This window comes from Xanthobacter dioxanivorans (assembly GCF_016807805.1).
Lineage (GTDB): Bacteria > Pseudomonadota > Alphaproteobacteria > Rhizobiales > Xanthobacteraceae > Xanthobacter > Xanthobacter dioxanivorans.
This window is the reverse complement of the sequence record NZ_CP063362.1, coordinates 2,068,887-2,084,404: the sequence shown is the minus strand read 5'-3', so window position 1 is coordinate 2,084,404 and position 15,518 is coordinate 2,068,887. Positions and strand designations below refer to the sequence as shown.

Annotated in this window: 14 protein-coding genes; 7 read left to right on the top strand and 7 right to left on the bottom strand. The window is 69.8% G+C overall.

What is annotated here, in order from left to right; genetic code table 11:
* Window positions 1-35: 35 nt before the first annotated feature.
* From EZH22_RS09850 to rplS, 4 genes are all read left to right on the top strand, one after another.
* The gene (locus EZH22_RS09850) at window positions 36-755 is read left to right on the top strand and encodes a GntR family transcriptional regulator (protein ID WP_203195460.1); all 720 of its coding nucleotides are present in this window, start codon (window positions 36-38) and stop codon (window positions 753-755) included.
* Window positions 756-952: 197 nt separating this feature from the next.
* Window positions 953-1,510, top strand: a complete 558-nt coding sequence (rimM, locus tag EZH22_RS09845; RefSeq protein ID WP_203195459.1) for a ribosome maturation factor RimM — start codon at window positions 953-955, stop codon at window positions 1,508-1,510.
* A gap of 91 nt (window positions 1,511-1,601) precedes the next feature.
* A complete protein-coding gene (gene trmD, locus EZH22_RS09840) occupies window positions 1,602-2,321 on the top strand; it encodes a tRNA (guanosine(37)-N1)-methyltransferase TrmD (RefSeq protein WP_203196483.1) in 720 nt (239 codons plus the stop codon).
* A 103-nt stretch (window positions 2,322-2,424) separates the two neighbouring features.
* Entirely contained in the window at window positions 2,425-2,838 is a 414-nt protein-coding gene (gene rplS / locus EZH22_RS09835) for a 50S ribosomal protein L19 (protein ID WP_203195458.1), read from the top strand.
* A gap of 101 nt (window positions 2,839-2,939) precedes the next feature.
* Here the strand turns inward: rplS and EZH22_RS09830 are convergent, their stop codons facing one another.
* Entirely contained in the window at window positions 2,940-3,236 is a 297-nt protein-coding gene (locus EZH22_RS09830) for a hypothetical protein (RefSeq protein ID WP_203195457.1), read from the bottom strand.
* A 424-nt stretch (window positions 3,237-3,660) separates the two neighbouring features.
* On the opposite strand from EZH22_RS09830, the gene EZH22_RS09825 reads away from it, so the two are divergent.
* Window positions 3,661-3,831, top strand: a complete 171-nt coding sequence (locus EZH22_RS09825) for a hypothetical protein (RefSeq protein ID WP_203195456.1) — start codon at window positions 3,661-3,663, stop codon at window positions 3,829-3,831.
* 128 nt (window positions 3,832-3,959) lie between these two features.
* Complete coding sequence (locus EZH22_RS09820) at window positions 3,960-4,295, top strand: hypothetical protein (protein ID WP_203195455.1); 336 nt, start codon at window positions 3,960-3,962, stop codon at window positions 4,293-4,295.
* A 17-nt stretch (window positions 4,296-4,312) separates the two neighbouring features.
* Here the strand turns inward: EZH22_RS09820 and fdxA are convergent, their stop codons facing one another.
* From fdxA to EZH22_RS09805, 3 genes are all read right to left on the bottom strand, one after another.
* On the bottom strand, window positions 4,313-4,648 hold the full coding sequence (gene fdxA / locus EZH22_RS09815) for a ferredoxin FdxA (protein WP_203195454.1): 336 nt from the start codon (window positions 4,646-4,648) through the stop codon (window positions 4,313-4,315).
* Between the two features lie 82 nt (window positions 4,649-4,730).
* The gene (locus tag EZH22_RS09810) at window positions 4,731-5,006 is read right to left on the bottom strand and encodes an RNA-binding S4 domain-containing protein (RefSeq protein WP_203195453.1); all 276 of its coding nucleotides are present in this window, start codon (window positions 5,004-5,006) and stop codon (window positions 4,731-4,733) included.
* A gap of 2 nt (window positions 5,007-5,008) precedes the next feature.
* Window positions 5,009-8,341 carry a helicase-related protein gene (locus EZH22_RS09805; RefSeq protein WP_203195452.1) on the bottom strand — a complete coding sequence of 1,111 codons (3,333 nt, stop codon included), beginning with the start codon at window positions 8,339-8,341 and terminating at the stop codon, window positions 5,009-5,011.
* A 413-nt stretch (window positions 8,342-8,754) separates the two neighbouring features.
* On the opposite strand from EZH22_RS09805, the gene EZH22_RS09800 reads away from it, so the two are divergent.
* Complete coding sequence (locus tag EZH22_RS09800; protein WP_231711406.1) at window positions 8,755-9,549, top strand: creatininase family protein; 795 nt, start codon at window positions 8,755-8,757, stop codon at window positions 9,547-9,549.
* Window positions 9,550-9,666: 117 nt separating this feature from the next.
* Here EZH22_RS09800 and EZH22_RS09795 read toward each other — a convergent pair whose 3' ends face one another.
* The 3 genes from EZH22_RS09795 to EZH22_RS09785 all read right to left on the bottom strand — a co-directional run bounded on the left by EZH22_RS09795 (window position 9,667) and on the right by EZH22_RS09785 (window position 15,299).
* Window positions 9,667-10,620, bottom strand: coding sequence for a BKACE family enzyme (locus EZH22_RS09795; RefSeq protein WP_203195450.1), 954 nt, complete (start codon window positions 10,618-10,620; stop codon window positions 9,667-9,669).
* A gap of 44 nt (window positions 10,621-10,664) precedes the next feature.
* Entirely contained in the window at window positions 10,665-11,612 is a 948-nt protein-coding gene (locus EZH22_RS09790; RefSeq protein WP_203195449.1) for a 3-hydroxyacyl-CoA dehydrogenase, read from the bottom strand.
* Between the two features lie 207 nt (window positions 11,613-11,819).
* Window positions 11,820-15,299 carry an ABC transporter permease subunit gene (locus EZH22_RS09785; RefSeq protein ID WP_231711405.1) on the bottom strand — a complete coding sequence of 1,160 codons (3,480 nt, stop codon included), beginning with the start codon at window positions 15,297-15,299 and terminating at the stop codon, window positions 11,820-11,822.
* Between the last annotated feature and the right edge of the window lie 219 nt (window positions 15,300-15,518).

The following is a 15,518-nucleotide window of genomic DNA, read 5'->3' as shown; positions in this document are numbered from 1 at the left end:
CCGATCGGTGAAATTTCCTGTAGCTCGGTGTCTCAATGAAATCCGGCGTCGCTAAATCAGGCCTCAAGCATCGCACCCTGTCGGCGGCGATCCTCGACCAGCTGCGCCAGGCCATCCTCGACGGCAGCCATCCGGCGGGCACGCAGCTGCGGCAGGACGCGCTGGCGGAGCTCTATGGGGTCAGCCGGATTCCGGTCCGCGAGGCCCTGTTCCAGCTCGAGGCGGAAGGCCTGGTGCGGATGGTGCCGCAGAAGGGGGCCATCGTCTCCGGTCTCTCGGTGGAGGAGATCGACGACGTGTTCGAGCTGAGGCGCATCATGGAGCCCCGGCTGCTCGCCCGCTCGGCACCGCTGTTCGACGCGGAGGACCTGGCCCGGCTCGACGCCATCCACGCGCAGTTCACCGCCGCCGTGCGCACGCTCGACGTGAGCCAGTGGGGCATCCTCAATGCCGACTTCCACATGGCGCTCTACGCACGCGCCCTCCTGCCCCGCACCCGCCAGATCGTCGCGGCGCTCCTGCAGACCTCGGACCGCTATACCCGCCTCCAGCTCTCGACCACCGAAGCCATGGGCCGCGCCGAAAGCGAGCACGCCCGGCTCATCGCCATGTGCCGGGCGGGAGAGGTGGAGGACGCCTGCCGCTTCCTCGACGCCCACATCGCCACGGTCCACGCTGACCTGCTGCGGGTGATCGAGAACCGGGTGGCCCGGGCCAATGCCGGCACCTTGGCAAAGGGCGCCGTATTGGGCTAGAGCACGCGCCGATCCTCTTGCGCCGCAGGCGGATCGGACAACGCGTTCTCTTTCCTAGAATGAGAGGGCGATTCACCGATCAAATTGATTCAATTTGATCGGATCGCGCTCTAGAGCACGCGCCCCGTCCGGCTTGCGGCGCAGGCCGTGTTGAGAGGCGCGGCTTTATCGAGGCGGACCTGCCGCCCGGAGACCCCATGGCCGAACGCATCCTTGTCGCCCGCATCGGCGCCCCCCATGGCGTAAGGGGCGAGGTCCGCCTGTTCGTCTTCACCGGGGACCCCGAGGCGGTGCTCCACTACGACCCGCTCACCGACGCCAGCGGGCGCGCCTTCCGCATCACCACCCTGCGCGCGGCCAAGGACCATTTCGTCGCCCGCCTGGACGGCGTCGCCGACCGCACCGCCGCCGAGGCGCTGACCAATGTGGACCTGTTCGTTCCCCGCGCCGCCCTGCCGGCGCCGGAGGACGAGGAGACCTTCTACCACGCCGACCTCATCGGCCTCGGCGTCGAGGACGAGGCCGGCGCGCGCATCGGCGCAGTGACGGCGCTGCACGATTTCGGTGCCGGCGACATTCTCGAATACGCCCCGGCTTTGCCCGGCATCAAGGCCAAGACGCTGATGGTGCCCTTTACCCGCGACGCGGTGCCGGTGGTGGACGTGGCGGGCGGCCGGGTGGTGATCGCGGAGGCCTTCGTGGAGCGCCGTCCCTCCGCGCCGGAGGATGGCGAGGACACGGGGGCGGAGGACTGAGGGTCCCGTCCGGCGCCGGCGCCCCCTCGCCGGCGGACGTGACCCGGCGGCGTCATTTGACTTGCTCCCGCCCCTCCCCCATCACGCTGCGATGACCTTCCGCGCCAGTATCCTGACCCTGTACCCGGAGATGTTTCCGGGCCCGCTCGGCCACGCGCTGGCGGGCCGGGCGCTGGAAAAGGAGCTGTGGGCGCTGGACGCGGTGCAGATCCGCGACTTCGCCCTCGACAAGCACCGCTCCGTGGACGACACCCCCGCCGGTGGCGGCCCCGGCATGGTGATGCGCGCCGACGTGCTCGCCCGCGCCATCGACGCCGTCTCGCCGGAGGGCGACCTTCGCCCGCGCCTGCTCATGACCCCGCGCGGCCGGCCGCTCACCCAGGCGCGGGTGCGGGCGCTGGCCGCCGGCCCCGGCGCGGTAATCCTGTGCGGGCGGTTCGAGGGGGTGGACGAGCGCATCGTCCCCGCCCGGGGTCTGGAGGAGATCTGCGTCGGCGACGTGGTGCTCTCGGGCGGCGAGGTGGCGGCGCTGCTGCTGCTCGACGCCTGCGTGCGGCTCATTCCCGGCGTCATGGGCAAGGCCGAGAGCGGGACCGAGGAGAGCTTCTCGGCGGGCCTGCTGGAATATCCGCAATATACGCGGCCGCAGCTGTTCGAGGGTGCGCCGATTCCGGAGGTGCTCGTCTCCGGCGATCATGCCCGGATCGCCCGCTGGCGGCAGGCGCAGGCGCAGGCCGTCACCCGCGCCCGCCGCCCGGATCTCCTCGCCCCCTCCCCCGACCGTGACGGGACGATGAAGGAAAGGGAATGACACGGCGCCATTTCTCGGCTATGGAGCCGCGTCCCTTAACTTAAAACGACACCATGTGGCGCCGGGGCGTTGAGCTATCGGTGACCGCTTAAAGGTTGGCGACATGAACATTATCCAGACGCTCGAAGCCGAGCAGGCGGCGAAGCTCGCCGAAAAGCGTGCCGTTCCGGACTTCCAGCCCGGCGACACCATCATCGTGAACGTGAAGGTGGTCGAAGGCGAGCGCTCGCGCGTGCAGGCCTACGAGGGCGTATGCATCGCGCGCTCCGGCGGCGGCATCAACGAGAGCTTCACGGTCCGCAAGATTTCCTATGGCGAGGGCGTGGAGCGCGTGTTCCCGGTCTATTCGCCGCTGATCGATTCCATCAAGGTGGTGCGCCGCGGCAAGGTGCGCCGCGCCAAGCTCTATTACCTGCGCGATCGCCGCGGCAAGTCCGCCCGTATCGCCGAGCGCCAGGACCGCACCGCGGACGGCAAGATCAAGAAGAACAAGACCGCTCCCGCCGCCGCCGAGTGATCCGCGCCGCAACTCGGCCGCGACACCCGTCGAAGAGATCAAGCGCCGTCGGCACAGCCGGCGGCGCTTTTTTGTCGGTCGGTCCCGGCCCGCGCCCGCCCTTAGCCGGCAAGGTCGATCCCGAGCGCGAGGCATGCCAGCCAGCTCGCCTCATCCCACAGGGTAAACGAGCGCGTGAACACGCGCTGGCGCAGGAGGAGGGCGCCAACCACGGCGACCGTCGCGTAGAGCACGAGGAAGGCCGACACGAACGTAAGGAACGGCCCGTTGAGAAGGCTCGCCAGCAGTGCGGCCATCGGCGGCTTGAAGAGGAAACGCGCCACCACCGCGCGCGACATCGCATCCATCGTCGCGCCCCGTGACGGATGGCGGGGCGGCCGCGACGGCTCGAACGGCATCACCCCACCCCCTGCGCGCCGCCGGCAGCGGCCCACCGACACGCCACATGCCCGCCGGCCGTCATCGCCAGCCTGCGCGCCGGGGGCTGCCCGCGGGCGCCGGCACCCCGCCCCGCGACGGCGTGACGGGCCGGACGAGCGCGGGGAAAGGCGCGACCCTGGCGAAGCCCGCAATCGGACCTGTGCCGTGAAAGCGGCGTCTCCGGCTCGATTGCATCTGACGCTCCCTGGGAAGACCAGCGCGGATCCTGGCCCTGTGACCCGAAGAAGGTCAAATAAAGATTCCATAGTGAAAGCGCCGCTCAAAAATAAAACCGCATATATATGCGAGATTTTATACGAACGACCACGCGGACGTATCGATTACTTATCTGTCGCCATCTAGATTTACCGAACGAAACAAGGTGTTCGAACGGACACATCCATGAACCGAAACAGTGCTACCCCCCTCGCCTCCACCTCCGACCCGGCGCAATCCGCGCCTCGGCCGGTGCGGCGGACGGGGGCGATCCGGCGCTTCCTGCCGGAGATCGGCCTCCTCGCCGTCATGGTGGCGCTCGCCATCGCCCTGAGGGCCGTGGCGTTTTTCCATTGAAGACTTCGGGGTGGCGCAAGCGGCCCGCCGACTTCGGCTGAAGCAGGCTCGGCGGCCCGCGTCCCATCCCACCCCCGGCGCGCGGCGCATGCCAGGAACCGGGCAGGACTCAGAGAGAGGATCACAAGATGACGATCATCCGGCCAGCTTCCGCGGACGACCCCCACCGATGCATCCTGCCCGACTTCATCGTCGGGCAGGATCGCAGCGGCCGCTGGATCGTGCGGGACGAACAGGGCCTCATCGGCGGCGTCTTCAGGGATCGCGAGGCCGCCGAACGCTTCGCCGCCTTCGAGAGCGGACACCGAGCGGGTGCGGTCCGCCATGTCCCCCAGGGCGTCAGGATCGAGTTGACCGGCCCCCTGCCGCGCGCCCTCGCCCGGAATGTGTTCGTGCTGCCGGCGCCCCACCCCGCCGCCCGTCCGTTCGCGGATGCAGGGGCGCGGGCAAGGGCCGCCGGCTGACGGCGGCGGCGGGCCGCTCAGTCGCCCTGGCCGGGCTCGGCGGAGAACTGCTCTTCCTTGCCGGGCTTGCCGTCCCACTCCTTCGCGTCCGGCGGCGGATCGCGCTTCAGGGTGATGTTCGGCCACACCTTGGCATATTCCGCATTCAGCGCGAGCCACTTCTCCAGCCCCGGCTCGGCATCCGGCTTGATCGCCTCGGCCGGGCATTCCGGCTCGCAGACCCCGCAGTCGATGCACTCGTCGGGATGGATGACGAGCATGTTCTCGCCCTCGTAGAAGCAGTCCACCGGGCACACGGACACGCAATCCATGTACTTGCAGCGGATGCAGTTCTCGGTGACGACGTAAGTCATGATGGATCCCTTTCGAGGCGCTCGGGTAGCGCAGAGGGACGCTGGGTGCAAGGGCGCGCAGGGACGCGGCGCCAATTCAGCATCAAACCTCTGTGATTTCTTCAAAAAGTGCGCTGGCTGATGTAGCACTCCCACGCCGCTCGGAAAAGCCGACCACCCGCAGAAGCCGCACCTGGCGGTCGAGGGCGACGGTCAGCACCTGGCCCGTCTTCACCGGATGCGACGGGCTCGTCACCCGCGCCCCGTCGAGCCGCACGTGGCCCGCGCGCACCAGTTCCGCCGCCGCTTCCCGGGTGCGCACCACACGGGCGTGCCAGATCCAGCGGTCGACCCTCTGCCGGTCCGCTGGATCCGCCATGCTCAGCCGCCCTTCTTCTCCGCCTCCATGCGCGCCTTGAGGGCGGCAAGCGCGGCGAAGGGGCTGTCGGGGTCCGCCGGCTTGTCGCGCCGACGCTCCTGGTGCGCCGGGCGATGCTCGGGGCGATGCTCGGGACGCGGGCCACGATTGCCCTCTCCCTCCCGCGGGCCGCGGAAGGAAGGACGGTCGCCGCGTGGCGGGCGCGGAGCGCGCTCGCCCTCGGCGGCCGGCGCGCCGGCCGCCGCAGCAGGAGCCTGTTCCGGGCGGCGATGGGGCGGACGGCCCTCGCGTCGCTCGCCACGAGGCCCACCCTCCTTGCGCTCACCGTCCTTGCGCTCGAAGCGCCGGCCCTCGCCGGGCTGGCGCTCGCGGCGCGGCGCGCCGGGCGGACGGCCAGGACGCCAGACCTCGATCATCTCGGGTTCGGCCGGAGCGCCTTCCACGGCCTCGGGGCCGCCGGGGGCGGCGGGCACATCCACCTCGGCCGCCACCTCGGCGGTGGTGGGGTCGCCGGTCTCGTCGAGCACGGCAATGGCGGCCTCCGCCTCGATCTCGTCGGCGGCGGGCGCATCCACCTCCTCGGGCTCGGCCGCCGGCTCGGACGGTTCGGCCTCGGCGACCTCGACCTCGGCGACCTCGACGTCAGGAATCGCGGCCTCCGGCTCGGCGGGGCCGGCCTCGACCGGAGCGACGTCGGCGGAGATCGCCTCCGCCGGCTCCAACGCCACGGGCGCCGGCTCAGCCGACGGCGAATCGAACAGCAGGTCGGCCTCGATGGCGCCTTCCGGCAGAGGCGCGAACTCCGCCGGCACCAATTCGGCCGACGCGGGGACGGCCGACGCAGCCGGCGCCTCGGGCTCCGGCGGGGGCGGCAGGCGGCGCTCCATGCGGTAGCCGAGCGACTTCAGGATGGAGGCGAAATCCTCCCCCGAGCAGCCGGCGAGCGAGGTCATGCCCACGGTCACGGTGAAGCCGCGCCCGTCCACGGCACCCGCCGGCTTGGGGCCGGGCGAGTTGGGCCGCCAGGCCAAAGCCGGGCGGATGAGGTCGGCGAGACGCTCCAGGATGTCCACGCGCACCGCCCGCTCGCCGCACACGCGGAAGCCCACGGCCCGGTAGAGGCCCTTCTGGATCTCGTGGTCCACGGGAATGGACGTGCGCCCGGACGCCGCCAGATGCGGCAGCTCGTCGAGCCCCTTCTGGGCGAGGCCGCCATGCTTGAGCGCGTAGAGCTCGGCCGCGAGCGAGCGCGGGGCGGGCTTCAGCAATGCCGGCAGGTAGATGTGGTGGGCACCGAAGCGCACGCCGTAGCCGCGCAGGGTGGCGCGGGCGGCCTGGTCGAGGCCCTTCACCTCCTCGGCGACGCGGGCCCGCTCCAGCACGCCGAGGCTCTCGACGATCTGGAAGGCGATGCCGCGGGCGATGCCGGTGATGTCCTCCGCCGTGCCGACCTTCATCAGCGGCCCGAGCAGCTTCTCGATGTGAGCGGACAGCCACAGGGCGATGCGCGCGTCCACCTGGTCGCGGACCGGGCCGGTCAGGTGCTCGTCGGCGATGATCTTGAAGCGCGGCTTCAGCACCTCGTCGCCGGGGATCAGCTTGGCCACGGCCTCGCCGGTCCAGCGGATGGTGCCGTCGAAGGTGAGCACGAAGGCTTCGTCCACCGCCTGGGACAGGCGGGTGGCGCGCTGCTCGATCTCGCCCGCCAGCGCCTTCTGGGCGGCGGCGCGCAGGGCCTTGGCCTCCTCACCGCCCGCTGCCGGGTCGGGAGCGAACTGGAAGCCGTGGAGATGGCCGATGACATGGCCTTCGACGGTAACGTCACCGGTCTTGCTGATTTCAGTTTCGAGCATCGTGTTCTCTCGCAAGCGCCGCATGAGCACGCTGGTCCGCCGGTCCACGAAACGCTGCGCCAGCCTTTCGTGCAGTGCGTCCGACAGCTTGTCTTCGACCCCTCTCGTGACGCCTTGCCAGTGCTCCGGATCCTTCAGCCAGTCGGGCCGGTTGGCGACGAAGGTCAGGGTCCTAACCTGCGCGATCCGGTTCGACAACGTGTCGATGTCGCCTTCTGCGCGATCGGTCAAGGCGATTTGACGCGCGAACCACGCGTCGGGGATGCGCCCGCCCCCGCTCAGGTGCCCGAAAAGCGTGTTGACGAGGTCCGCATGGGCCCCCGGCGAGACCTTGCGATAATCGGGAACCTGGCACGCTTCCCATAGCCGCTCCACCTCGGCGGACGTGGTGAGACGCCGGGCTACCTCGGTGTCCCGGCTCATGATTTCGAGCACGGCCACGTCGTCGGCGGTGGGTGCGCGGGCCAGCCCCTCCTCGCGCGGCGGCTGGGCGAGACTGGCGATGAGAGCGGTGACGGAGCGGAAATCCGGGACAGCGTTGCGCCATTGCAACACCTTTGCGGTGTCGAACACATGCTCCTCGAGCCGGCCGACAAGTTCCTCCTCGAAGGGCGGACAGCGGCCGGTGGTGCCGAAGGTGCCGTCCCGCGTCGCGCGCCCGGCGCGGCCGGCGATCTGCGCCATCTCGGACGGGTTGAGCTTTCTGAACTGCCACCCGTCGAACTTGCGGTCCGAGGCAAAGGCCACATGGTCCACGTCGAGGTTGAGGCCCATGCCGATGGCATCGGTGGCCACCAGGTAGTCCACGTCGCCGCTCTGGTACAGCTCCACCTGGGCATTGCGGGTGCGCGGCGAGAGGGCGCCCATCACCACCGCCGCCCCGCCGCGCTGGCGGCGGATGAATTCGGCGATGGAATAGACCTCCTCCGCCGAGAAGGCGACGATGGCCGAGCGCCGGGGCAGGCGGGAAATCTTCTTCTCCCCGGCGAAGGTGAGGGTGGAGAGGCGCGGGCGCACCACCACGTTCACACCGGGCAGCAGCTTTTCCACCAGCGGACGCATGGTGGCCGAGCCCAGCAGCAGCGTCTCGTGGCGGCCCCGGCGGTTCAGTATGCGGTCGGTGAAGACGTGGCCGCGGTCGAGGTCGGTGGCGAGCTGGATCTCGTCGATGGCGACGAACGCCACGTCGAGATCGCGCGGCATGGCCTCCACCGTGGACACCCAGTAGCGGGCATCCTTCGGCTTGATCTTCTCCTCGCCGGTGATGAGGGCGACCTTGCCCGCCCCCACCCGCTCGACGATGCGCTGGTAGACCTCGCGGGCGAGCAGGCGCAGCGGCAGGCCGATGATGCCGCTCTCGTGGCCCAGCATCCGCTCGATGGCGAGGTGGGTCTTGCCCGTATTGGTGGGGCCCAGGACCGCGCTCACCCCCCGCGCCCTCAGGGTGCGCGGCAACACGGGCCATCGGGTGACGTCGTCCATCAGCTCTCGCGCAGGTCCGCTCGGTGTTCGGAAGGTCCGTATCATATCGGGACGGGAATGGCAGAACGAAAGGACCGGAGCGAACCTTTCGCGAACGAAAGCAGCGCGAATCGGTGGCCGGGCCCCGTTCGCCTCCCGTTCGCCCGGCCCCCGGCTGTCCCGAACTGGAACATGCCCGGCCCGTGCGGCGGAACGGGGGCGCAACAAAAGGCGAGCGAATCGCTGCGCCGGCCATCGTCCGGGTTTGTTCCCGGGCCGCGCGCTCCCCGGCACCGGAGGAGCCCGCCGGGGACCCCTTTCCCTGGGTCCCCCTTGGACACCCCCCTTGGACACCCCCTTGACTTGGCGCAGCTATTCGGCCCCATGGACGAATGGTCGCGGGCGGCCGGAGCTGGGCGAAAAAGGGGGCGGCGGTGTTTCTCAAGTGGGCAGAACTTTCCTCACCAGCCGTCGCCGCCATCGACAAGAACCGCCTCGTCGCCGTCCTGCCCGTCGCCGCCGTCGAGCAGCACGGTCCGCACCTGCCGCTCGGGACCGACCTCTTCATCGCCGAGGGCTATGTGGAGCGCATCTCCACCATGGTTCCGCGCGAGGTGGACGCCGCCTTCCTTCCGGTACAGGCCGTGGGAAAATCGGACGAGCACATCACCTTCGCCGGTACGCTCACGCTGGCCCCGGCCACCGCCATCGCCGCCTGGGTGGAAATCGGCCGGAGCCTTGCCCGCGCCGGGGTGCGGCGGCTCGTCATCCTGAACACCCACGGGGGCAACGTGCCGGTGATCGACCTCGTGGCCCGCACCCTGCGCGTGGAGCATCGCATGCTGGCGGTCACCTGCTCCATGCACCGCTTCGGCTATCCGGTGGGCCTGTTCGCCGACCATGAGCGCGCCCACGGCATCCACGGCGGCGAGATCGAGACCTCGCTGATGCTCGCCTTCCGGCCCGAGCTGGTGGACATGACCCATGCCGGCGAGTTCACGCCCTATTCCATCGCCATGGAGAGCGAGTTCGCGCGGCTGCGCGCCAACCATCCCGTGGGCTTCGGGTGGCTCGCGGAGGACCTCTCCCACGACGGCGCCATGGGCGATGCCCGCGGCGCCACCGCGCTGAAGGGCGAGGCGGCGGCGGAGTTCGGTGCCCGCGCCTTCGTGGAATTGCTGAAGGACGTGGCCGGCTTCGATCTCACCCGGTTCGATCACCACGCGTGAGCCCGCCACGCGGGGACCTGAGCATCCCTCATGCCCGGCCTTGTCCCGGCCATGACGGTGAAAAAGGCGCCCGGCGGAGGCGATGAGCCTCCGCCGGGTCCATGCCGGAATGCGCTTTCAGATATTGGTCTTGTCGGCGCCCTTGAGATCGAGGATCTCGCGCGCCTCGTCCGGCGTCGCGATGTCGAGGCCCAGGCCCTCGATGATCTTGCGCGCCAGCTTCACCTGGTCGGCGTTGGAGGTGGCCAGCTTGCCCGGCCCGGCCCACAGGGAATCCTCCAGCCCCACCCGGATGTTGCCGCCCATGGACGCGGCCATGGCGGCGATCGGCAGCTGGTTCCGCCCCGCCCCCAGCACCGACCACCGATACTGGTCGCCGAACAGCCGGTCGCAGGTCCGCTTCATGTGCATCACGTCTTCCGGATGCGGCCCGATGCCCCCCAGGAGCCCGAACACCGACTGCACGAACAACGGCGCCTTCACCAGCCCCCGATCGAGGAAGTGGGCGAGGTTGTAGAGGTGGCCAATGTCGTAGCACTCGAACTCGAACCGCGTGCCGTTGTCGTAGCAGGTGTTCAGGATGTACTCGATATCCTTGAACGTATTGCGGAACACCAGGTCGCGCGTGTTCTCCAGGTGCGTGCGCTCCCAGTCGAACTTGAACTCCTTGTACTTGTCGAGCAGGTGGTACAGCCCGAAATTCATCGAGCCCATGTTGAGCGAGGCCACTTCCGGCTTGAAGGTGGCCGCCGGCAGAACCCGCTCCTCCACCTTCATGTACGGGCTGCCGCCCGAGGTGATGTTGATCACCGCGTTGGTCGCCTGCTTGATCCGCGGCAGAAACGGCGCGAACGCCTCCGGACGCTGGTCCGGCTGGCCGGTCTCCGGGTTGCGCGCATGCAGGTGCAGGATCGCCGCACCCGCCTCCGCCGCCGCCAGCGCGTCGGTGACGATCTCGTCCGGCGTGATCGGAAGATAAGGCGACATGGTGGGCGTGTGGATGGCACCCGTCACGGCGCAGGTGATGATCACTTTCTTGGAGGATTTCGCGGGACGCGCGGGTTCGGCCATGGTCGTTTTGCCTTTTTGCGGAGTTGGAACGGAATGGGGGCGCCTCAGGCGCCGATATCCTTGGCGGCCTTGCGCTTGTGGGCGGCGAGGGCCATGAGGCGGCGGTCGCGCCACACCTGGCGCGCCTGGAGCTGGTCTTGCGGCAGGCGCGCGCGGCGCTCGGCAAGCACGGTGTCGAGCACCGGCCCGGCCCAGTCGGCACGGCGCCACTGGTCGGGCGAGATGCGCGCGTAGATCTGCTGGTAGCGCGCCACATAGTCGGCGACACCGCCCGGCGCGTTGAGGTCGATGGTCTCGAACGGCCCCATGAACGACCAGCGCAGCGCCAGCCCCTCGCGGATGCCGATGTCCACGTCCTCCACACTGGCATAGCCGTCGGCCACCAGCCGGAAGGCCTCTTCCAGCAGCGCGCCCTGCATGCGGTTCATGACGAAGCCGTCCAGCTCGCGCTTCATCACGATCGGCGACTGGCCCGCGGCGCGCATGAGATCCGCGGCGCGCGCCATGGTGGCGGCGCTGGTCCAGGGGGCGGGCACCACCTCCACCGCCGGGATGAGGTAGGGCGGGTTGATGGGGTGGCACACGCACACCCGCTCGCGGTGCTTCAGATGCTCGGAAAAGAGCGAAGGCAGGATGGCCGAGGTGGAGGAGGCCAGAACCGTCTCCGGCGCCGCCAGGGCGTCGAGCTCGGCATAGAGCGCCTGCTTGAGGGCGAGGTCTTCCGGCGCGTTCTCCTGCGCGTGGGCCGCGCCCTCCAGCGCCTCGGCATAGGAACGGGCGGCCGAGAGGCGCGCGCGCACCGCCTCGGGCGTGGCGCCGCCGAGGAGGTCGTTGGCGGCAAGGTCCGGCAGCACCCCCTCGATATAGGTGAGCGCGGCGTCCGGAGCTCCCTCGGCCTTGTCGGCCAGCGCCACGTCGAAGCCGGCGCGGGCGAAGGTGATGGCCCAGGCCCGGCCGATGAAGCCTGAGCCGATGATGGCGATCTTGGTCATGGAAGCCTCTTTAGGTCGAATGAGCCCGTGCCCCGGACCAGCGACACCGCAGGTGGAGCGCCGATCCGGGGCCCAGGGGAAAAGTCGGCGAAGCCGGCAATGCCCGCCGTCGCAGGAGCCGGAGCCGCCTTCGGCGAACTCGTGCGCTGGGCCCCCGGCTCTCCTTCCGCTCACGCTGCGGTCGGCCGTGGCGCGAGTCTGGCCCCCTCACAGCCACAGCACCTGGCGCCGCAGGTCGAGGTCGCGGGCGAGCGGCCGGGCGGGGCCCTCGTGCATCACCTCGCCACGCTCCAGCACCACTGCCCGGTCGGCGAGGTTCAGCACCACGTCGAGATGGTGGTCCACGATGACGAGGGTCAGCGACTGCCGCAGCCGGTCGAAGGCGTCGAACAGTTCTTCCGTCACCGCAGGCGACAGGCCCTCGAACGGCTCGTCCAGCAGCAACACGCGGGTATCGCCCATGAGCGCGCGGGCCACCGCCACCATCTGCTGCTCGCCGCCGGAGAGCAGGTCCGCCGCCGTGTCGAGGCGCACTTTCAGGCGCGGGAAGAGGTCGAGCACCTCCTCCTCGGAAAAGTGCTTCCCGGCCCCGGTGATGCGCTTCAGCCGGCCGAGCTCCAGATTGTGCCGCACGCTCATGCCGTGGAACAGGGCCCGGCCCTGGGGAACGTAACCGACGCCGCGGCGGGCGATGGCGGCGGAGGAGAGGCCGGCCAGCTCCGCGCCGGCGAGCGTGATGGAGCCGGAGGCCGGCTTCACGATGCCGGTGATGGTCTTCAGCAGCGTCGACTTGCCCGCCCCGTTGCGGCCGAGCAGCGCCAGGATCTCCCCCTCTTTCGCCTCCAGCGAGACGCCGGTGAGGATGCGGCTCTTGCCGTAGAAGGCGTCCACCTTGGAGAGGGTGAGCATGGGGGTGTCGGTGGCGGCCGATTGCAGGTCCCGCGCCGCCAGCGCCGCCGCCCCCGAGCCGATATAGACCTCCTGCACCCGCTTGTCGGAGCGCGCATCCTCCACCGTGCCGTCCACCAGCACCGCCCCGTCGGCCATGACGGTGACCGCATCGGCCAGCTCGAACACCCGGTCGATGTCGTGCTCCACCAGCAGCACCGGCACCTCCCCCGAGATCTGCTTGATGAGGTTGGAGACGCGCGTGCGCTCGGCGGCGGCAAGGCCCGCCAGCGGCTCGTCCAGCAGCAGCACCCGCGGACGGGAGGTGAGGGCGAGGCCCATGTCGAGCAGCCGCTGGCCGCCATAGGACAGGGCGCCGGCCTCCGCCTTCTCCATGCCGGCGACGCCGAGGAAGGCGATCATCTCCCGCGTCTCGGCGACGATCTCGGGGATGGAGGCGGCGTCGCGCCAGGGGTCGAGCCGGCTCGCATGGGTGGCCTGCACGCCGAGGCGCAGGTTCTCCTCCACGGTGAGGGTGGGAAACAGGTTGGTGATCTGGAACGAGCGCGACAGGCCCTTCATGCACACCGCCTCGGGCGCGAGCCCGTCGATGCGCTCGCCGGCGAGGCGGATCTCGCCGCTCTGCGGCGCGAACATGCCGGAGATGAGGTTGAAGGCCGTGGTCTTGCCCGCCCCGTTCGGCCCGATGAGGGCATGGAGGGTGCGGTCCTTCACCGCCAGCGCGCCATTGCGCACCGCCTTGATGCCGCCGAAGCTGCGCACAAGGTCCTTTGCTTCCAGGATGGGCGCGTCCTGGTCCCAGCGCGCCCGTGCCGTGAGGCCGGCGGGCAGCGCGCCCACCTGCGCCCCCGCCCGCTGGCCCATGGCGGCGGCTTCCTCGGTCTTCCGGCGCAGCGGCGCGATCAGCCGGCCCGCGACCCCGACCAGGCCGGTGGGTGAGAACACGATGAAGCCCATGAACAGCAGGCCGAAATAGAACAGCCAGTTGGGCGTCCACATGGACAGGAACTCACGGAACAGCACGAAGAACAGCGCGCCCAGCGCCGGGCCGAGAAAGCTGCGCATGCCGCCGATGACCACCATGGCGAGCAGCTCGCCGGAAAAGGCGATGGCGATGGGATCGGCCGAGGCGAAGCGGTGGTTGAAGGTCATGAGCGCGCCGGCAAGGGCCGTCACCCCGGCCGACAAGGTGAAGCATGCGATCTTGTAGGCGCGCGTGTCGTAGCCGATGAAGCGCGCGCGCTGCTCGTTCTCGCGGATGGCCACCAGCACCGAGCCCATGGGCGAGCGCACGAAGCGCTGGAGCTTGAACAGCACGATGAACATCACCACCGCCACCACGGCGTAGAAAGCGGCGCCGGTCTCCAGGTCGATGCCGAACAGCGTGCCGCGCCGCACGCCGCCGAGGCCGTTCTCGCCGCCGGTCACATCGGTCCAGCGGAAGGCGACCGAAAACAGCAGCGCGGTGAAGGCCAGAGTGAGCAACGAGAAATAGACGCCGCGGCGCCGCAGCACCACGAAGCCGACCGGAATGGCGGCGAGCGCCACCACGAGCGCCGCCGGCAGCGCCAGCACGACGCCCCATCCCGGCAGCACGTTCTGCTGAATGAGCGCCGCCGCGTAGGCACCAAGGCCGAACCATGCCCCATGGCCGAAGGAGACGAGGCCGGTGTAGCCCACCAGCAGGTTGAGCGCCATGCAGGCCATGGCGAGGAGCACCACGTCGACGGCCGAGGTGAGGGTGAGGCCGAGCGCCGAGAGCACGGACGGCAAGAGCAGGAGGCTTGCCGCCGCGACGAGAAGATTGGCGTTGCGCGCCAGCATGGCGCCTCCTTTTGCGGGGCGGGTTTCGGTCTCGGGGCGATGGGCGGGGCGGGGGCTCTGGAGCATCTCCGCCTCACTCGAACCTGAGGATGCGCTCGCCGAACAGGCCGCGCGGCCGCAGCAGCAGCACCATGAGCATGAGCAGGTACATGGAGGCCTCGGCCGCCGGCGGGATGAAATAGACGGTGAGCCCGCGCACGAGGCCCACCAGCAGGCCCGCCAGCACCACCCCCAGAACGATCCGAGGCCGCCGATGACCACCACCACGAAGGCGGCGGTGAGGATTTCCGCGCCCATGGCCGGATGCACCCCGGAGATGGGCGCGAGCATGATGCCGGCGAGCCCGGCAAGGCCGATGCCGATGGCGGCCACCGCGGTGAGATAGGGCGTGAGCGAGATGCCGAGCGCGCCGACCATGTCCGGATTCTGCACCCCGGCCCTCACCACCCGGCCGAAGGCGGTGCGCTGGAGCAGCAGCCACAGGCCGAGCACGGCGACGGCGGCGACCACGAGGATGGCGAGGCGGTAGCGCGAATAGATGAACTCGCCGATGAACACCTGCCCCTTCAGGAATTCGGGGATGGCGAAGGGGATGGGCGTGGCCCCGAACGCCATGCGCAGCGCCTGCTCGATCACCATGGCGAGGCCGAAGGTGAGCAGCAGCGAGAGGATCGGATCGGCGCGGTAGAAGCGCGAGAACAAGGTGCGCTCGATGACCATGCCGATGAGCGCCACCGACAACGGCGCCGCGACGAAGGCGGCAGGAAAGCCGAAGCGGTTGCCCACCTCCACGCCGATATAGGCGCCGATGGCATAGAAGCCGCCATGGGCGAGGTTCACGATGCCGCCCAGCGAGAAGATCAGCGACAGGCCGAGCGCGATGAGCAGGTAGGCGACGCCCACCAGGAGGCCGTTGAGCAATTGCTCGATGAGGAAGACGAGTTCGACGGGCATGGTGTCTCTCCGGCCTGAGGCCTCTTAAAGGGGCCGGAACAGGCTTGGCCAAGCGGTCGAGACGTCGTGTCCAGCCTCGTGCCGGGCATGACGGTTACGAAGGCCCCCTGGATCGTGGCCTTCACGGCGGTTACGGACCTTCTCCGAAGGCTGGCCTGACCTGCGGATAAGCCCCGCTGGGCCCCGGCTCTCCTTCCGCTTGACGCTTCAGTCGGGCGG